Raw genomic sequence first — 17,824 nt, 5'->3', positions numbered from 1 at the left:
TAATGAATACATTTTTATCAAAATTTAAACTGAAGGATTCTCATATAGGAGGCTTGTTGGCCTCCAGCTACTTAGGATTCTCTGCAATCTTCTGGCTGTATCCTGTTATTTGGCTAATCATACTTTCTTTTTCTGATTGGAGGTTTATTGGTACGCCAAGCTTTAATGGTTTGAATAACTTTTTTGATGTTGTTCAAGATCCACTTTTTTGGCAGGCAATGTGGAATGTTATTCGGTTCTTAGCTTACTATCTTCCGATTGTATTAATATCGTCTCTGCTATTTGCTTATGGGTTAAGTAAACTTAGATATGGAAAGTCATTCGTAGCATTAAGCTTTCTGCTCGCCAATGTATCATCTGGTGTAGCGTACTCTATCGTTTTCTCGAAGATATTCAGCCAAAATGGTCCTGTGAATGGGTTTTTAGATAGTGTTTTTGGTTTTACAATTCCTTGGTTGACGAACGCTGATTTTGCCATGCTTTCTATTGCGCTAATCGTCACATGGAAGTTTGTTGGTTATTATGGTCTGATTTTCTATTCAGGTTTATCAGCCATACCAAAAGAAATATATTCAGCAGCAGAGCTAGATAAAACAAGCCCTCTTAAGAGGTTGTTTAAGATAACACTGCCAATGATGAATGCTCAAATTATCATGGTCCTTGTTCTCGCGATGACTGTAGCGTTTGGTATATTTACAGAACCCTACCTAATTACTGGCGGGGGGCCTTTGGGCAGTACAACAACACCAATGGTTGTAATGTATGAAGCTGCATTTATGAGAATGGAGCCATCTTGGGCTGCCACGATGTCTATATTCGTTGCCGTGATTAGTTTTGGTCTAATTTGGTTAATTAGAAAGCTTTTTGAGCGAAACGTTGAGATTGTGTGATGAATAATAGAATTACGTTTGGCAGTTTAATTGCTCATTTTTTGATGATTGGGTTGGCACTTTCATGGTTATACCCGTATGTCTGGATGTTCATGGCATCTTTAAAACCATCGTCTGAAGTGTATACAACGAGTTTATTTGGAGGTAATCTATCTCTTGATAATTATGCTTTTTTGTTTGATACATCGGATAGAGCGGATCGACCATTCTTGAGAACGATGTTCAACTCGTTATTTGTTTCATTAACAATCACTGCATCGGTTGTAATTACGTCGATGTATATTGCATTCTCGTTAGCAAAATTGAAATTCAAAGGACAGGAAGCGTTCAGAGGGTTTCTTATCTTTCAAATGGTTTTCCCTGCCTTTATGTTCATACTTCCTCAGTATGTCTTAATCAAAGAGCTGGGAATGATTGATACTTATGGCGCTATGATCCTTCCATTCGTTATGAGTGGTTGGGGTATATTCATGATGTCACAAAGCTTCAAAGGTACTCCAAATGACTACATATTTGCGGCAAAGCTAGATAGAGCTAATTTATGGCAAGTCATTACTCAGATAATGATGCCATTAAATAAATCAATTATTGCGATTGTGGCATTATTCACATTTACTGGTGCGTGGGATAACTTCTTATGGCCACTAATTGTAATGCAAGATGCTGAAAAAATGCCTCTTTCAGTACTCTTAGCATCATTTAGCAAATCCTATGGTGTGTATATTGGCCCTGTAATGGCAGGCTCTGTTATTCAGACAATGCCTCTACTTATGTTGTTTATTCTGTTTCGGAAGCATTTCCTTCAAGGAATGTCACTGTCATTGAAGTAATTGGGAGTTGTAGTGATGAGTTCTTGGTGGTCAGAAAGCACATTCTATCAGGTATATATGCCAAGTTTCTGTGATGGCAACGGCGATGGGATGGGTGATTTTCTCGGTCTGACAGCAAAGTTGGATTATCTACAGGGTCTTGGTGCAGAAGGTATTTGGATCACACCCTTTTATCCATCGCCGATGGTTGATAATGGTTATGATGTTTCAGACCATTGCAATGTAGATCCAAAATTTGGAAGCCTTGATGATTTTGATTTCTTTGTCGAGCAAGCTCACGCGCGAGGGATCAAGGTCATTGTTGATATCGTGCTTAATCATGTGTCTTCTGAGCACCCTTGGTTTACTTGCGCAAAAGGCGATCCAAAAAGCCACTACCGTGACTACTTTTTCTTTGCTGATGAACCCAATAATTGGGAGTCTTTCTTTGGTGGATCTGCTTGGACACATGAAAGTGAAGTTAATGGAGTCGGTGAGCAGTTCTATTATCATAAGTTCTCACCAAAACAGGTTGATTTGAACTGGACCAACCCTCGAGTAATTGAAGAGGCAAAAAAGATATTCGACTTTTGGATTAATCGAGGTGTTGATGGATTTCGATTGGATGTGATTAACTTTTTATCCACTAAAGGAATTTGTGAAGATAACCCTTGTGATAAAAATAATAAGCAAGAGCATACCAACGATATAGATCAACCTGGAATACATGAAGCAATCAATGATATCGCTACTTATATTCACCAGAAAGGCGATTACTTTGTCGTTGGGGAAGTCGGTAGTGATAACGTTGATAAGCTAGCAGACTACAGAAATAATTCGGGGTTAGATGTCGTATTTAATTTTAACCTTGGTTCTCTAGAGACTTTTGATGTATCTGAAATGATGAACCAGATAAAGTTGATGGAAGAGAAACAAAGTGGTTTAGCGACCTTGTTCTTCTCTAGTCATGATATGCCTAGAATGATCAGCCGTTTTGGTGAAGACGTTCGAGATGTTCAACGTGCAAAAGCGATTTCTGTATTGCAGTTGTCAGCAAAAGGTATTCCATTTATTTATCAAGGCGAGGAGTTTGGATTCCCTGACTATTTGCCAGATAGCTTAGAAGATATTCATGACGTTCAGGGGCTTACTCATTATAAAGAATCTATTGATGCCGGTATGGATAAAGATGATGCTCTAAAGATTGCCATTGAAAAATCGAGGGATAAGTCTCGCTATCCAATACGTTGGGATGATAGTGAATTCGGAGGCTTCTCAACGCACAGACCCTGGCTTTACGGAAAATCAAATGAGTTCAATGTAAATGCCAGAGATGAGATGAAAAATAAAGAGGGACTATATCAGCATTATCGTTCACTTATTGATTTAAGAAAGAATAATGTCGTACTTAGGAAAGGAGAATATAAAGAAATTACTACGGATGATGATTTAGTATATATCCTTCGTCATTACGAAGAGTCATTGGTAGGTATTTATATTAATTTCTCCAACAAAGCAAGGCTAGTAGCGATACCTTTAGGAGCAGAAGTTATTTTTGGTAAAGATTTTGATCATTTAGATAAAAATGAGTTTGTAATATTTAAGTTATAATAAGGTATCAGTAATGGTAATGATAAGGCATCAAAAAAATCCACTGGTGACTCCTATGGATGTCAAACCGACTTCTCCTGAGTACAAAGTTGAGTGCGTGTTTAATGCTGGCGTGGTGAAGCATAAAGATGAATACATTATGTTGCTTCGAGTCGCAGAGAGTGTAATTACCACAGACATGTCTCTTGTGGTCGTCCCCCTACTTGAGGAAGTCGATGGTCAGTGGACACTGACGCACAAAACATTTTCATACGATGATAATGAATACGATTTTACTGATACAAGAATGGTCGTATCTAAAAGTGACCCGTCTGAGAAGTATTTGACATCCTTATCTCACCTGAGATTGGCTCGTAGTCACAATGGGGTTGATTTTGACATTGAGGAGCAACCGTTTTTGTTCCCAGAGACCAAGTATGAGGCTTTCGGTTGTGAGGACCCTCGAATCACACCGGTCGAAGGTAAGTACTACATTAACTATTCAGCAGTGTCTTCGCTTGGCATTACCACAGCATTAGCTGTTACTGATGACTTTGTCAGTGTTGAGCGTAAAGCGATCATTTTCTGTCCGGACAATCGCGACGTCTGTTTTTTTCCAGAGAAAGTGGACGGTCAGTACGTCGCGATCCATCGTCCAGCACCAAAGCATTTGGGGCGTCCAGAAATTTGGTTAAGTACTTCTCCAGATATGATCCATTGGGGGAGGCATCATCATCTACTCGGCGCATCCAGCGATGAGTGGGACAAGCTGAAACTTGGGGGCGGGGCTCCGATGCTAAAAACCAACAAAGGTTGGCTGCAGATTTATCATGGTGTTGATTTATCTCAACGTTACTGTCTAGGAGCGATGCTGCTTGATATCGATGACCCAAGAACAGTGCTCGCGAAGTCTGACGTGCCTTTGTTAGAGCCTGCTGCACCATATGAACTAGAGGGCTTTTTTGGCAATGTCGTCTTTACATGTGGAGCTCTTATTTCCGATGACACACTAAAAGTCTATTACGGTGCTGCTGATGAAGTGATGGCCTTGGCCGAAATTTCATTAGAAAAGCTTTGGCAGCACCTAAAAGTTTAACGTTAAACAGAGGCCTATTATGACTCATACAAAACAACTCACAGCCAGTAAGATAAGTGTTTCTGAGCGCTATGCTGAGTTCGTAGAAAACAAACCCCACAGTGCAAAAACAGAAAAGTTGTTGTTTTCCGGTGTAGGAAGCAAAGATGTATATAACATTTCTGCTCCATTTGTATTTGATGGCCATACCTTGATTGCTGGACGGATTGAAGATCGAGATTCCGAGCACTCTATCGCTGGTTTTTTCCACAAGGTTGATGGACATTGGGTGCTACTTGAGGGTGCGCCTACATTTGTCTTACAAGACCCGTTTGTGACATTTATCGATCAAGAGCTTGTGTTTGGTGGTGTTGAGATTGCACCGCATCCGGAGAATCCTCAAGCATTAACGTGGAAGACGGTGTTCTATCGTGGTACTGCTCTCGATAACTTGACACGTTTTGCTGAAGGCCCTGAGGGCATGAAGGACATTCGGTTATGTGAAATTGAGCCGAATCGCATTGCGGTATTTACACGACCACAAGGAGAAGTTGGCGGGCGCGGAACGATTGGTTACACCGAGATTGATCAATTAAGCAATTTGACCCCTACCACTATTAATCAAGCAAAACTTCTAACTGAGCAGTTTGAAGAACATGATTGGGGCGGAGCAAATGAAGCACACCATTTAGGCAATGGCATTATTGGCGTTCTTTCTCATGTCGCGATGTTTGACGATAAAGGTGACCGCCACTACTACCCTTCTGTGTTCACGTACAACTCGAAGAACCATACCTACTCAGATCTAAAAATAATAGCTGAGAGAGACTTATTTACTCCCGGAGCAGCCAAGCGACCAGATCTCATCGACGTGGTTTTCTCAGGCGGACTGTACGGAGATCTAACCGACTCAAAGTTGAAGCTATTTGCTGGAATCAGTGATGCAGAAGCACACTGGTTAGAGATTAATAACCCGTTTTTATAACACTTAGAATTATTAAATAATCCGAGAGTATATCTGGAGAAAAGGATGAAGAAAAAACTCTTGCTTAGTACCCTATTAGCATTAGCGAGTAACGCTGCACTAGCAGCAAATAACCAAGCAGATGAGACTGGAGAGCAAATCCTGCTTGCTCCAGGTAGTAAAGTCAAACTTACAAATGGCAAGACAACTCATGAAGGTGTGATTACAGCAGGCACTGAAGCGGATGGTGTTACTGTCGTTGAATACGAACCCCTCAATGAACGTTCATTTATCCATGGCAACTGGATAACAATGTATAAGATTGAACACTTCAAGAATGAAGGTACGAGCAACAACTCGCGCCCTGTTCATGAACAGGTTTTTGGCGAGGGACGCCTGAACTTCGGTGATACAGGTTTTAATCTGGGTTACATTCTGAAGAAAGTTAGCTTTGAAAACGATCGTCGCGATGGTTCTGGTGTGGTCAATGATGTCAGATTTACTGAAATGGAACTTCAACCTGCATATAGCCAAAGCATAGGCAAACACTGGTTTATGATTGAAGGTATTTACCTTGGAAAGTCAGGCTACGATACTCCGAGTGACTCTGATACTGCATACCTTATTGGTGGTGACGGATTCGGTATTCGCCCTTACTACCGCTATCAGTTCACCGATAACTTCTCAGTCAATACTGACGTGAAGTTTTTAAGCGAAGATAAGAGTGCTAATGGCGCAGGTAATGGCGCAGACGCTTTTAATTTCTATGAAGCCGTCTTAAATGGCAGTTATCGTGTTTCCGACAACCTCACTCTCGGCTTAGAGTTGTTCCGCAAAGAAGGCTATGACCGACGCAAAGACGGTGGCGATGAAACAAAAGTTGTAGAGGCGGAAATCCGCCCGTGGGCCTCGCTTGGACTTGGTAAGCACAGGTTGTTCTTTAAGATTGAACACCAAGATAAAACAATTACTAATTTGACGTCTAATCAGAATACGTATGAAGCGGTTGGTACAAAATATATTGTTAACTACAACTACCCAATTACTAATAAAATTTACTTAATGGCAGAGTATTTTTATAGAACTGAGGGTGATAAGGTTATTGATGGAAGTACTGGTTACGATGACCAAATAACTAATTTCGGTATGCTAGGTCTTAACTTTATTTTCTAATGGTAATTATATGTTAAAATTAAGCTCTATATTTAAAGTGGCTTTATTGGCTGGCTCAATGATAGCTTCTCCTGCTATGTCTTCTACAGAGACTAATAGTTCCTCCCTAGTTAATTTAGGCCACTTAAATCATTTATACGAATTGCGAAGTTTGAATGATGGTACTGAGGCGGGCTTTATTCATATTTATAGTGAGTATCCTGATTATGAGTGGGTGAAAGATCCTTTAGAAGGTACGTCATGTGTAGATGACGTTGCTCGTGCTGCGATGGTATATCTTGATAATTACCGCACAAATGGTGATGATGAGTCGTTAGAAAAGCTAAAAACATTAGTGAATTTTATGTTGGCGACTCATAACGAGAACGGATATTTCAATAACTTCATTTACCCAGATAATACGATAAATACGAGCTACAAAACCAGTGTGGCAGAAGCAAACTGGTGGACGTGGCGAGGAGTATGGTCGTTAGCTGAAAGTTATCCTGTCATCAAAGATGTCGATGCATCGCTTGCTGAAAAAATGGAGGCGGTGATTTTCTCTACCATCGATGTTATTTATAGTGATTTTAATTTTGAGCAATCTGTGAGTACAGAACAAGGTGTAGAAGTTGCGGACTGGTTGCCTAATCAAGCATCAGACCAATCGTCAGTCTTGCTACTAGCACTAGATAGAGCTTATAAAATTAATCCTAAGCCTGAAATTGAGCGCATGATGCGTTCGCTGGCAGAAGGAATAATGGTCATGCAAATCAATGATGTCGAGTCTGAAATGTATGGTGTGCTACTTAGCTGGAAAAATTTATGGCATGGTTACGGAAACAGTCAAGCATATGCATTGCTTGAAGCAGGGATGACATTGCAAGAGCGTGATTTTGTTAAAGCAGCATTTATTGAGCTTGACCATTTCCACCCATATTTGCTTGAGCAGGAACACCTGAATTGGTTTAGTGTTAAAAAAGAAGATGATAAATTCGAGTTTATCGAGAAACATCAGTTTGCTCAGATAGCTTACGCAGTAAGACCTATTATTTACTCAAATATTCGTGCTTATCAAATTTCACGTGATAAACGTTATATTGAACAAGCAGTAGAGTTTGTAATGTGGTTCTTTAAACAAAACCCAGCAGCTGCTGAAATGTATGATAAAAACACTGGTCGTGGATATGATGGTATTGATTCAAAAGATAAATACAATCGAAATGCAGGAGCAGAATCTACAATTGAGGCACTGCTTTCAATTCAAATGATTGAATCTGAACCAGAAGCCAAGAAGCTTCTTGAAGAAAAATTGGGAAATAAATAATTAACTGATGAACTTATATTAGCCTCTGTCAATGATTAGATAGGGGCTAATTTTTTATTTTGTGCCATGTCTCGTTAATGGTGGATGACTTTTTATTAAAGATGATGAATTGGTCGTTTTATTATTAAAGGCTGGCCGGGTTGATGGTGTGTTATCATTTAAATGCTAACTAATTTAACAATGTTTAGATGGTTGGTTGTTGTTTGTCGATATAGCAGATATGCCTCTCTTTTAGGAAAGTGATGTGGAACGTCGGGTTACATTAGTTTTTATTTTATTGTCTTTTATTATCGGTCTATGTGGTTCTTTTTTTGGTCCGTTGTCTAGCCTTTTTATTGTTGAGGAACTTGGAGCTACACCAATTATGCTTTCAGCTTATATGGTTACTGCTGTTTCTTGTTCTGTGATAGTTTCTCAATATATGGCAAGGAGATCAGATAGAGGTTGGAAGAGAAAAAGAATACTATTAATATCTCTAATTAGTAATTTTATTTTAGTTTTTAGCTTTACATTAGTGCGTGAATACTACCTAGCTCTATTGATTGTCGCAATATTTGGAAGTATTAGCGGTGCAGGATTTGGTCAGTTATTCGCACTTGCTAGAGAGTATGGAGATGAATGCTTAAAAGATGGTAGGCAGTTTCTAGCAACGATGCGTGCAGGTACATCGGTTGCTTGGGTGTTTGGAGCACCGATAGCTTTCATGGTTAAAGCATCCTTTGGGTTTGCTGCGACCTTCTCAATCTCTGCTTTTATTGTGCTACTTGCAATATATATCACTTACAAAAGTGTCCCTAATTGTAACCAAAAAAATGAAGTTGCAGTTATGCAAGTAGGCCATGTTCGCAATGCGTTATTAAGATTCGATGTTCTGCTATATAGTTCAGTCATTATTTTAGCATTTTCAGCAAACAGCTTATATCTTACGACTATGCCTCTATATCTATCGCAAGAGTTAATGCTTGATGACAAGTGGTTTGGGGTGTTATTTGGAGTCGCTGCACTATTTGAAATACCGGCTATGATATTATCTGGTAGGTTAGCAAGAGCTATAGGTTCAACAAGAGTTATGCTGTTAGGGACAATAAGTGGCGTAGTATTTTTCTCACTTATGCTGCTTGGGAAAGAGGTTCACTACTTTGTCTTGGCCCAGGTGTTTAACGGCATTTTTGTCGGGACTTGTGCTGCATTGGGAATGGTAGCTATGCAAGATATGATGAAGAACCAGTTGGGGGTTGCTTCAACACTATTTTCTAATCTATTGCAGATAAGCTCATTGCTTGGAGGGGCATTTGTAGGGATTGTTGGGCAATTGGTAAGCTACTACGCAAATTTCTATCTCTCCCTCATACTAATAAGTTTGTCTGCATTGCTACTGTGTATATTTTGTTTCGTTGTTAAACCATCCTATCAATATTCTTGATGGGATGGTTTATTTATTGAGTGAGATTTAAAGATGTTAGTGGATAAACCATTCTACCTATTAGATAACGTTATTCAGAATTATGCTTGGGGAAGCAAAGATTCATTTACCAAGCTGTTTGATATAAAGAACGTGAGAGAACAGCCTCAAGCTGAGTTGTGGATGGGCGCTCATCCCAATGGTTGCTCAAGAATTAAAGGTACAAGCGTGCTGCTTTCTGATTTTATAGAAAAAAATCAAGAGACTGTTTTGGGGAGCTATACCGCGAAACGATTTGGTCAGTTGCCTTTCTTGTTCAAAATTTTGGCTGCCGAGACTCCGCTTTCAATACAGGTTCATCCGAATAAATCAAGCGCTGAGGCAGGATTTACACGAGAAAATACAGCGGGTATTGAGCTAAATGCATCTAATCGTAACTACAAGGATTCAAACCATAAACCCGAGTTAGTTTATGCGCTCACCTTTTATCGAGCCATGAATGGCTTTCGACCAGTAGAACAAATCATCCATCTATTTAGAACAATGCGTATCTTTACTTTGTCTGAAGAAATAAATGCACTTGAACTCAACCCAAATAGTGATGGTTTGAAGCAATTCTTTATTTCAATCATGTCGCTGGGCGCGGAGAAAAAAGAAAAGGCGTTAAGCGAATTACATACCGCTGGTGAACGTCAAGCCGCATCGGCGTTGGAACGAGAGGTTTTACAATATAGTAAAGAGTTTAGCCAATACTATCCGGGTGATGTTGGTTTATTGTCGCCGTTAATTTTGAATACAATTGAATTACAGCCTGGAGAAGCGATGTTCTTACATGCTGAGACACCACATGCTTATGTTCAAGGAACCGCTCTGGAAATTATGGCTAATTCTGATAATGTATTACGCGCAGGTTTAACTCCTAAGTACATAGATATTGATGAACTTGTTGCGAACACCCGCTTTGTCCCGCTGAATCCGGATAGTATTGTCATCAACCCATTGAATAAAAATAATATGCTTCACTATCCTATACCAGTTGATGATTTTGGATTTGAAGTCGCAAATGTAACAGACCATCCATGCGAGCAATATGTACGCAGCCCTGAAATTTTACTCTGCATTGAAGGGCAGATTACCATTAGCTCTCAAGGCTTAGTTGAAACACTTAAGCCAGGCGAGTCATTATTTATAAACTATATGGCTGAGTCCTATAGTTTTTCGGGGGCGGGTAAACTGGCAAGAGCCTTTAACTAATCTCCAACTAAAATATTTGTAACTATTTTCCTTTGGTTTTCATGCTGTGACAATCTGATTTTAGTTGACAGTTTTATAGCGGTTTTCGTGAAGGCCGCTTTATTGTGCCATGAAAAATTGAGTCCTTATTGCCTTGGATGAGCCGAGCGAGGCTTGGCATTGTGCCAAGGCGTGGTTTGCAGATAAACCCATTGTTGAAGCATACATTGAACTTGAGCTATATCACCAGCAGTTGGCGCCAGAGGAGCCAGTAACGGAGTGGGCCGAGGCACCAATGCCAGCCAGTTTTGACTCAGAACCTCAATCGTTACAAAAACGCTGGGCAAGTGAGAGTCTGGTGGCATTATTTTTGTGCTTACCGTTAGAGCGGTGCTTCGACTTGCAACTCAATCAGCTGAAACTTCTCGACATCGACCAGGCCTTTCACCGTCATTTTCAGCGACGGGATCACGGGCAGGGCGAGGAAGCTCATCTGCACGAAGGGCTCGGCCACGGTGACACCAATATTTTTCGCTGCCACTTTCAAGGCAATGATGTGACTGGTAATCGCTTCTGAGCTGTCGAGGCTCATGATCCCGCCAAGCGGTAATTTGAGATCAGCGGTTACTGTACCGTCCTCGACGACACAGTAGCCGCCACCGATTGCAAGCAGGTGATTGATGGCCTGAGCCATGCTCTGCTCGTCGGCACCGATAGCGACGATATTGTGTGAGTCATGGCCGACGCTAGTGGCTATTGCCCCCCGATTGAGTCCGAACCCTTTTACTAATCCTACGGCGGGTGGCAATTGGTGGCCGTAGCGCTCGACGACCGCCAGCCTGTTGATGCCGGGCTGATCAAATTTCCGGCCGTTGTAGTAGCTAACAAGGAGGTTGGTCAGCAGCTCGTCTTTGATTATTTCAATGACATGGTAGTTGCCGGGTGTGAGGGGGATCGCCAGCTCATCGCTTGCAACAACGTTATGGCGCATTGTGGCTTGCAGCGGCGGGGCGGAGGAGTCCAGCTTATCTGAAACTAGTTCGTCCAGTTTCAGCTCGTCAACAAATTGGCCGCCGATCACGACTCGTTGGATATCGACTTGTTCCAGATCGGTGAGCAAGTTGATATCGGCCTTGTAACCCGGTGCAATCAGGCCTAGACGATCTAGACCGAAGTGCCGGGCTGCGGACCAGGAAGCGACCCGGTAGGCCAGGTGCGGCTTGATCTTATGCTGTTGGATCAGCCGTTTGACCATGTAGTTGATATGGCCCTCTTTGGCTATTTCGTGCGGGTTGCGATCATCGGTACACAGCAGGCATAGCGGCGAGCTGTAATCGGTGATCAAAGGTGCCAAGGCATCGAGGTTTTTGGCCACTGAGCCTTCCCGGATAATCACGGCCATACCTTTGGCTAGCTTCTCTTTTCCCTCCTGATAGTTGGTGGTTTCATGACAGTTCTGGATCCCGCTGGCTCTATACGCTGACAGCTCCAGACCGCTGAGTAGCGGACAGTGCCCGTCGATGTTTAGCTCGCCGAAGGCTGCCAGTTTATTGAGCATTGCCGGGTTGCCGCCGATCACCGCCGGGTAGTCCATGACCTCGGCCAGACCTAGCACATGGGGGTGCTCAAGGTAGGCTTCCATTTCCTTAAGGGTGAAATCGCTGCCGTTGATATCCAGATCGGCCACAGCCGGTACACAGGAGCTGATCTGGACAAACATGTTCTGCACCATTAACTCACTGCAGCGCAGGAACCATTCGATACCCTGTTTGCCCATTACATTGACCAGTTCATGCGGGTCGCAAACGATACTGGTGGTACCGAGCGGCAAAGTGGTGCGCTCGAACTCGAACGGGGTCATGGTGGAGGTTTCCACATGCATGTGGCCGTCAATAAATCCCGGTACCGCAACCTGGCCATTGCAGTCGACACTGCGTTTGGCTTGCAATACCTCGGCCTCCGGACCGACAGCCGCAATATACCCTTGGTCAATGACGACAGGGCCGGGAAGTACCTCCCCGTTGACCAGATCGAGCACGGATAGGTTAGTTAGCTTCAGTTCCGCTTTCTTTTCCCCGCGCAGCACCGTTAGCAGGTGTTGCAACTGTTCCCGGCCAAGCTGTTGGGTGTGCTTGTGTTTTAAGTTCGACATCATCTCGCTCCCGGTTAGTGACCATCGACAAAGACAAACTTGATAATGAACAGCAGGGCGACAATGGCTACACCTGGGTGGATTTCGCGCCAGCGGTTAGTCCCTGCCTTCATGACGCAATAGGTAATAAAGCCAGTGGCGATCCCTTCGGTGATTGAAAAGCTAAAGGGCATCATTACTGTGGTGATAAAGGCCGGAGCCGCTTCTGTCATATCGCTCCAGTTGACTTTTGCCAGTCCGGAGGACATCAGAATCCCCACGTAAATCAGTGCGCCGGCAACGGCATAGCCCGGTACCATGGCAGCGAGCGGCGAGAAGAAAATCACCACAATGAACAGCAGTCCGGTAACAATCGCGGTCAAACCGGTCCGGCCGCCAACGGCTACACCGGCAGAGCTTTCGATATAGGCGGTCACGGTCGAGGTTCCCATATAAGCACCGGCCACCGAGGTGACTGAGTCTGTCATCAGGGCTTGCTTCATGCGCGGGAAGCGGCCGCGCTCATCGGTGATACCGCATTTTTCGGTAACCCCTATCATGGTGCCTGAGCTATCAAACAGGCTCACCAAGGCAAAGGAGAAAATCACCCCGGCCAGGGCGATATCCAGAGAGCCGGCAATATCCAATTGGCCGAAGGTGCTCTCGATACTCGGAGGCATGGAGACAATCCCCGTGTATTCGACATCCCCCATCAAGGCGGCAATGGACGTCACTACGACAATCGAGATTAACACTGCGGCATGGATACCGCGTGAGGCGAGGATCACGATAATAAAGAACCCCAGAGCCCCGAGCACGCACTGCAGAGAGCTTAAATCGCCGACGGTGATCATGGTGGCAGGGCTGGCGACGACAATACCGGCATTGCTCAGACCGACCAGTGCAATGAGCAGACCGATCCCACTGGGAATACCAATACGCAGGCAGCTTGGAATGTTGCTGAGGATCCACGAGCGGATACCGAGAGCGGACATCAGGGTAAAGCAGACCGCACCCCAGAAAATGGTCCCCATCCCGGTCTGCCAGCTGATCCCCATACCGACGACAACGGAAAAAGCGAAGAAGGCGTTAAGCCCCATGGCGGGTGCCAGGGCGATCGGTAGGTTGGCAACCAATCCCATGGCGATACAGCCAAAGGCACTGATCATACAGGTGACAACAAAGACCCCGCTAGGATCCATACCGGCGGCCGATAGGATTTGCGGATTAACAAAAACGATATATACCATCGTCATAAAAGTGGTGATACCCGCAATCACTTCGGTAGAAAATGTGGTGTTATGCTCGTTTAACTTAAAGCGACGCTCAAAGAAGCCGGACTGAGGGGGAACTTGCTGGTTGGGAATCGAGCTCTTCGGGAGCTCGTTGATGGGGGCACTGCTCTCATTGCTAGGCATTTCCATAATTGATTCCTTTTCTGTATTCCATCTAACAGATAAGCGCCTGCAACCATGTTCTATTGCCCAATTGTCTTGCTGTAGGGACTTGTTGTTTTGAATTGCTGTTAGGGTTGCCCATGGAACATGTGGCTGGTTTTCAGGTGCTGACGAATTTTAATTTGCTACCAGAGAATAAATGCATGTTTTTTGTACAGGACTATTGTAAGGAGATTGGAAGAACATCCGCGGCGACAGCGATCTCATTTCACTGGCTTTATTATTCCGCAAACTTCGGGTTTTGATGAATACCTAAATGGCATTGTTGACCAGAGTCACATGTCATACGGTAACGGGTACGCAATTTTTTGAAATATGAATTTGCCGCACTTTTTTGGATGCTGGTTAAGGTTTAATCATCTCAGTCGCCAATAAATTGAGGATAATGGAGTGGCATGACGACCCAGGTTAAATCGCGTGGACGTCCCAGGCAGGAGGTCGATCAACCCTGTAGTCAGCAGGCTATATTGGATACAGCCCGCCGGTTGTTTTTGAAACGTGCCTACAACAAGGTCACGACCCGTATGATCGCTCGGGAAGCAGGGGTAGATGTCGCGCTGATTGGTTATTACTTTGAAAATAAGGCCGGGTTGTACAAGGCGGTATTTGACGATATTTACGCGCCATTTTTTGCCAAACTGAACCAGTTGGAAAAAGCATCTTCGAACCGCAATACCATCGAAGAGCTGTTTATGACTATTTTTTACTTGGATATTGAATACCCGGAACTTCTGGGCATTATTTATAAAACTTTGGTGTTGAATGACGGCCCAAGACGTAGTTATATCGATAAATCGATACTGGCCTACACCGATGCTTTTCATATCAAAATCTTTTCCACCCTCCAGCGCAAGGGCTTTATTGACCCCGACTTGGATGTCGATTTGCTCAAAGACAGTTTCAACGCGTTGGTGATGACGCCGTTTTTCTTTTATCCGCTCAAAATCGAAGATAGTTCGCAGCAAGAGACAATTGCATACCTGGAAAGCCTGTACCGGCAAAATATCCGGTTGTTCCTCTATGGCTGTGCGGTGAGTGAATAAAACAGCGAACTGAGTCTATCTCATTAAATATCACACAGCAGTCTCAAGCAAGCATCAAAGATACTGACCTTATTTCCCTATTGCGACCTTGGTGCTCCCAGCGAATGCGCCTATACCATGATGTGCGAAAGCCGATCTATAGCGCTGTTTCATATTGCGGGTTGGGTTAAGTTGAATAGGTAAGATCTATTTCCTCGCCTGGTGGGTTTGGCCTTAAGGAGGGTAGGCTATGGTTCAATCTTTGGGCGCAAAAAGTGCAGTTGCCATTTCCAAGGAGCGGTTTGGGGGCTTGCTTTTGATAACTTGCTGCCTATTGGCATTTGCCTGGGCAACGCTTCACCTGCCGTCTTACACGGCCTTTAAAAATTACCCCCTTACCGATGGCGTTTCATGGCAGCTTTTTGTCAATGATTTGCTGATGGTGCTTTTCTTTTTGATGGTTGGCCTTGAATTAAGTAACGAGGCAAAGCATGGGGCATTTAGAACCCTGCGGGCCATTTTGCTGCCTTTTGCCTCTGCGTGCGCGGGGTTTATCTGCCCAGCGTTGATTTACCTGCTGCTTGTGGGCGGTGTGAGCTCACCCTTGGGCAATGGCTGGGCGATTGTCACCGCAACAGATATAGCACTGGCGCTTGGCTTGCTCTCGTTGTGTAGCCGCGTGCCGGTGAGCCTGAAAATGTTCCTGCTGGCGGTGGCTATTTTTGATGACGTGCTCGCCATTATTACCATTGCGGTCTTCTATACCGCAACCGTTGAAATGGCTTATGTAGGTTTATCGGTACTGATCACCAGCTTGGTATGTGTCCTGTCTTACCTCCAAGTAAAAAGGCCATTGCTGTACGTGTTGCTGGGAGGAGCCTTGTGGTTTGGCTTGCTCCAAGCCGGTATTCATCCTGTCCTGGCCGGTGTAGTTATCGGGATAGCCTTAAGCCAGAGTGGGTGCGCAATTGACCACAAGACAGAGTCCATGTTGCAGTGGATAGTTACGTTATTGATATTGCCTTTGTTTGCCCTGTCAAACGCAGGTGTTTCGCTTTCTGAGGCGTTTTCTTCCGTCGCGTTTGATCCTGTGGTGGCTTATGTTGCGGTTGCGATGCTGATAGGCAAGCCCCTTGGGGTGTTTGGCGCGGTATGGCTGGGTGTCAAACTCAAGTCTTTTGACTTACCCGAAGGGACGAATATGCTGATGGTTTTTGCCCTGTCTGTCTTTTGCAGTATCGGTCTAACGCTCTCCCTGTTTATTGGTGAGCTTTCTGGGTTGGAGAGTGATCATTATAAACTGGGAATTGTGCTGGCTGCCTTGGTAGCGAGTTTGATAGGCCTGACGTTAATGCAGTATGCAACTACCCAGGGGAATGGTGTCATTAAGGCCGGAGCGGGTAAATGAGCATAATTGATGGCGGCCCACAAGCAATAGTAATGTCCAAGTTGCTTGAAAGGCCGCTCCGATATCAAATGGTAGTTGTATCGTTTGCCTCCTTCACGCTAGCGTTTTCCATTACGCAAAGTAGATAGGTGACTAGGCTGCGTGACATCATATTTGCCTTCAAGGAAATCTCGAAGGTAGTGGTAGTTCAACAGGTGCCCTGATCCTTTCTTTTCAAAAACGTTCCCTTTAGTTTTATCGGTCTCATGCAGTACACCCAGTCTTGCGACAAAGTCTCCGTCGTTGGCAAAATGTTCGGTGAAAGGTGATAGATAATTTGATGGGCCTTTCTGGTTACCAAATGAAGGATACTCGTCATGGGCAGAGGCAAACGTATAGACCTCAAGGTGATTGAGTAATGGGTCTTTGTGATGCTCCAGGATGAGTTTGCCTACGACATTAGAGAGAATGATCCCACCTTGGGAGTGACCAATAACGACAATTTTATGGTGATGATTGGTGTCGGTATTTTTATCGATGGTATGGACTTTCAGTTGCTGTAATTCATCCCAAATAAGGTTCTTGGCAGTTCTGGCAATATTGGTATATTTGTCGAAGTCACGCCCGGTGATGGCTTCAAATATATCAGGGAGCATGCCATTGGTTGGGTTGTGCAGCGGAGTAATAGGACGGCCGAATACTTTGCTGAGCATGCGGGCATTTTCTTTTGCCATGTCTTTACTGGTGCAAATTCCATTGATGAAAAACCACTTTTCGTTGGGTGTCGGGTTTTGGTTATCATCACGATAGTTTTGTTCAGATAAGCACTTAATTTTTTTCTGTATCATAAAGGGGGACAGGTCAAAAGCGGCTTTCAATAAGGTGATGAGATAACTTGCGGTGTTCGGGTAGTTCTTGCGGTTTAACTCACTGTCTTCTCCGTAAAAAGGCTCAATTGGGTTGTCGCCTAAGGCTTTGGGCAGGGTGTGTATTTCTTTTAGGCCGCTGGATACGGTTCCTAAAAAAACGCAGACCTTTGAGCTATCCAGAGTATCAATGAGGTTATCTTTGCTTGTATCAATCTTACCAATAGCCTTCCACCAACAATAGGTAAGCATTTTTGTTGCCAAACCCGTCGATTTCCTTTCTTGAGTAATAGCTTCCATGGTGCACTCCTCTCGGTAGTGAGTCCCTATTTTATTAGGTATATGCATTCATCTTGATAAGGATAGAGTAGCGCAGTAATCCGTATAAAAAATGAACGAGTATCGCTTTTAGAACAGGCTTGCTTACTTAAAGCTGAAGTGGCTATGCTCTGTTAAAGGTGGGTTTATAAGGCTGGATTTTTTGTGCATTTAGCGTGCTAACACGAAAATTAAGCCAAT

At 43.8% G+C, this 17,824-nt stretch carries 14 protein-coding genes; 11 read left to right on the top strand and 3 right to left on the bottom strand.

Annotated elements, in window-relative coordinates:
* Positions 1–2 precede the first annotated feature (2 nt).
* The 9 genes from C9J03_RS02265 (at position 3) to manA (ending at position 10,463) form a co-directional block, all read left to right on the top strand.
* Positions 3–890, top strand: a complete 888-nt coding sequence (locus tag C9J03_RS02265; RefSeq protein WP_044623933.1) for a carbohydrate ABC transporter permease — start codon at positions 3–5, stop codon at positions 888–890.
* Positions 890–1,720, top strand: coding sequence for a carbohydrate ABC transporter permease (locus C9J03_RS02260; RefSeq protein ID WP_044623932.1), 831 nt, complete (start codon positions 890–892; stop codon positions 1,718–1,720). Before C9J03_RS02265 ends, C9J03_RS02260 begins: the two co-directional genes overlap by 1 nt.
* A 15-nt stretch (positions 1,721–1,735) precedes the next feature.
* Positions 1,736–3,310, top strand: a complete 1,575-nt coding sequence (locus C9J03_RS02255) for an alpha-amylase family glycosyl hydrolase (protein WP_044624585.1) — start codon at positions 1,736–1,738, stop codon at positions 3,308–3,310.
* Between the two features lie 55 nt (positions 3,311–3,365).
* Complete coding sequence (locus C9J03_RS02250) at positions 3,366–4,385, top strand: glycoside hydrolase family 130 protein (protein WP_197078611.1); 1,020 nt, start codon at positions 3,366–3,368, stop codon at positions 4,383–4,385.
* Between the two features lie 19 nt (positions 4,386–4,404).
* Positions 4,405–5,349: a DUF1861 family protein gene (locus C9J03_RS02245; RefSeq protein ID WP_044623931.1), complete on the top strand. Its 945-nt coding sequence runs from the start codon at positions 4,405–4,407 to the stop codon at positions 5,347–5,349.
* Between the two features lie 45 nt (positions 5,350–5,394).
* The gene (locus C9J03_RS02240) at positions 5,395–6,501 is read left to right on the top strand and encodes a hypothetical protein (protein WP_044623930.1); all 1,107 of its coding nucleotides are present in this window, start codon (positions 5,395–5,397) and stop codon (positions 6,499–6,501) included.
* Positions 6,502–6,511: 10 nt separating this feature from the next.
* Complete coding sequence (locus C9J03_RS26605; protein WP_044623929.1) at positions 6,512–7,807, top strand: hypothetical protein; 1,296 nt, start codon at positions 6,512–6,514, stop codon at positions 7,805–7,807.
* 244 nt (positions 7,808–8,051) lie between these two features.
* Positions 8,052–9,230 carry a sugar efflux transporter gene (locus C9J03_RS02230; protein ID WP_044623928.1) on the top strand — a complete coding sequence of 393 codons (1,179 nt, stop codon included), beginning with the start codon at positions 8,052–8,054 and terminating at the stop codon, positions 9,228–9,230.
* A 33-nt stretch (positions 9,231–9,263) separates the two neighbouring features.
* Complete coding sequence (gene manA / locus C9J03_RS02225; RefSeq protein ID WP_044623927.1) at positions 9,264–10,463, top strand: mannose-6-phosphate isomerase, class I; 1,200 nt, start codon at positions 9,264–9,266, stop codon at positions 10,461–10,463.
* Between the two features lie 361 nt (positions 10,464–10,824).
* Here the strand turns inward: manA and adeD are convergent, their stop codons facing one another.
* Positions 10,825–12,594 (bottom strand): adenine deaminase, encoded by a 1,770-nt coding sequence (gene adeD, locus C9J03_RS02220; protein ID WP_044623926.1) that lies wholly within the window; start codon positions 12,592–12,594, stop codon positions 10,825–10,827.
* A gap of 14 nt (positions 12,595–12,608) precedes the next feature.
* Positions 12,609–13,997 carry an NCS2 family permease gene (locus C9J03_RS02215; RefSeq protein ID WP_044623925.1) on the bottom strand — a complete coding sequence of 463 codons (1,389 nt, stop codon included), beginning with the start codon at positions 13,995–13,997 and terminating at the stop codon, positions 12,609–12,611.
* A 428-nt stretch (positions 13,998–14,425) separates the two neighbouring features.
* Here C9J03_RS02215 and C9J03_RS02210 point away from each other — a divergent pair, with 428 nt between their 5' ends.
* Positions 14,426–15,073 carry a TetR/AcrR family transcriptional regulator gene (locus C9J03_RS02210; protein ID WP_044623924.1) on the top strand — a complete coding sequence of 216 codons (648 nt, stop codon included), beginning with the start codon at positions 14,426–14,428 and terminating at the stop codon, positions 15,071–15,073.
* 229 nt (positions 15,074–15,302) lie between these two features.
* Positions 15,303–16,460, top strand: coding sequence for a Na+/H+ antiporter NhaA (locus C9J03_RS02205; protein ID WP_052829823.1), 1,158 nt, complete (start codon positions 15,303–15,305; stop codon positions 16,458–16,460).
* A gap of 98 nt (positions 16,461–16,558) precedes the next feature.
* Here C9J03_RS02205 and C9J03_RS02200 read toward each other — a convergent pair whose 3' ends face one another.
* Positions 16,559–17,605, bottom strand: a complete 1,047-nt coding sequence (locus C9J03_RS02200; RefSeq protein WP_044623923.1) for a lipase family protein — start codon at positions 17,603–17,605, stop codon at positions 16,559–16,561.
* Between the last annotated feature and the right edge of the window lie 219 nt (positions 17,606–17,824).

This window comes from Photobacterium gaetbulicola (genome assembly GCF_003025515.1).
In the GTDB taxonomy this organism is placed as follows: Bacteria; Pseudomonadota; Gammaproteobacteria; order Enterobacterales; family Vibrionaceae; genus Photobacterium; species Photobacterium gaetbulicola.
This window is presented reverse-complemented; position numbering and strand designations above follow the sequence as displayed.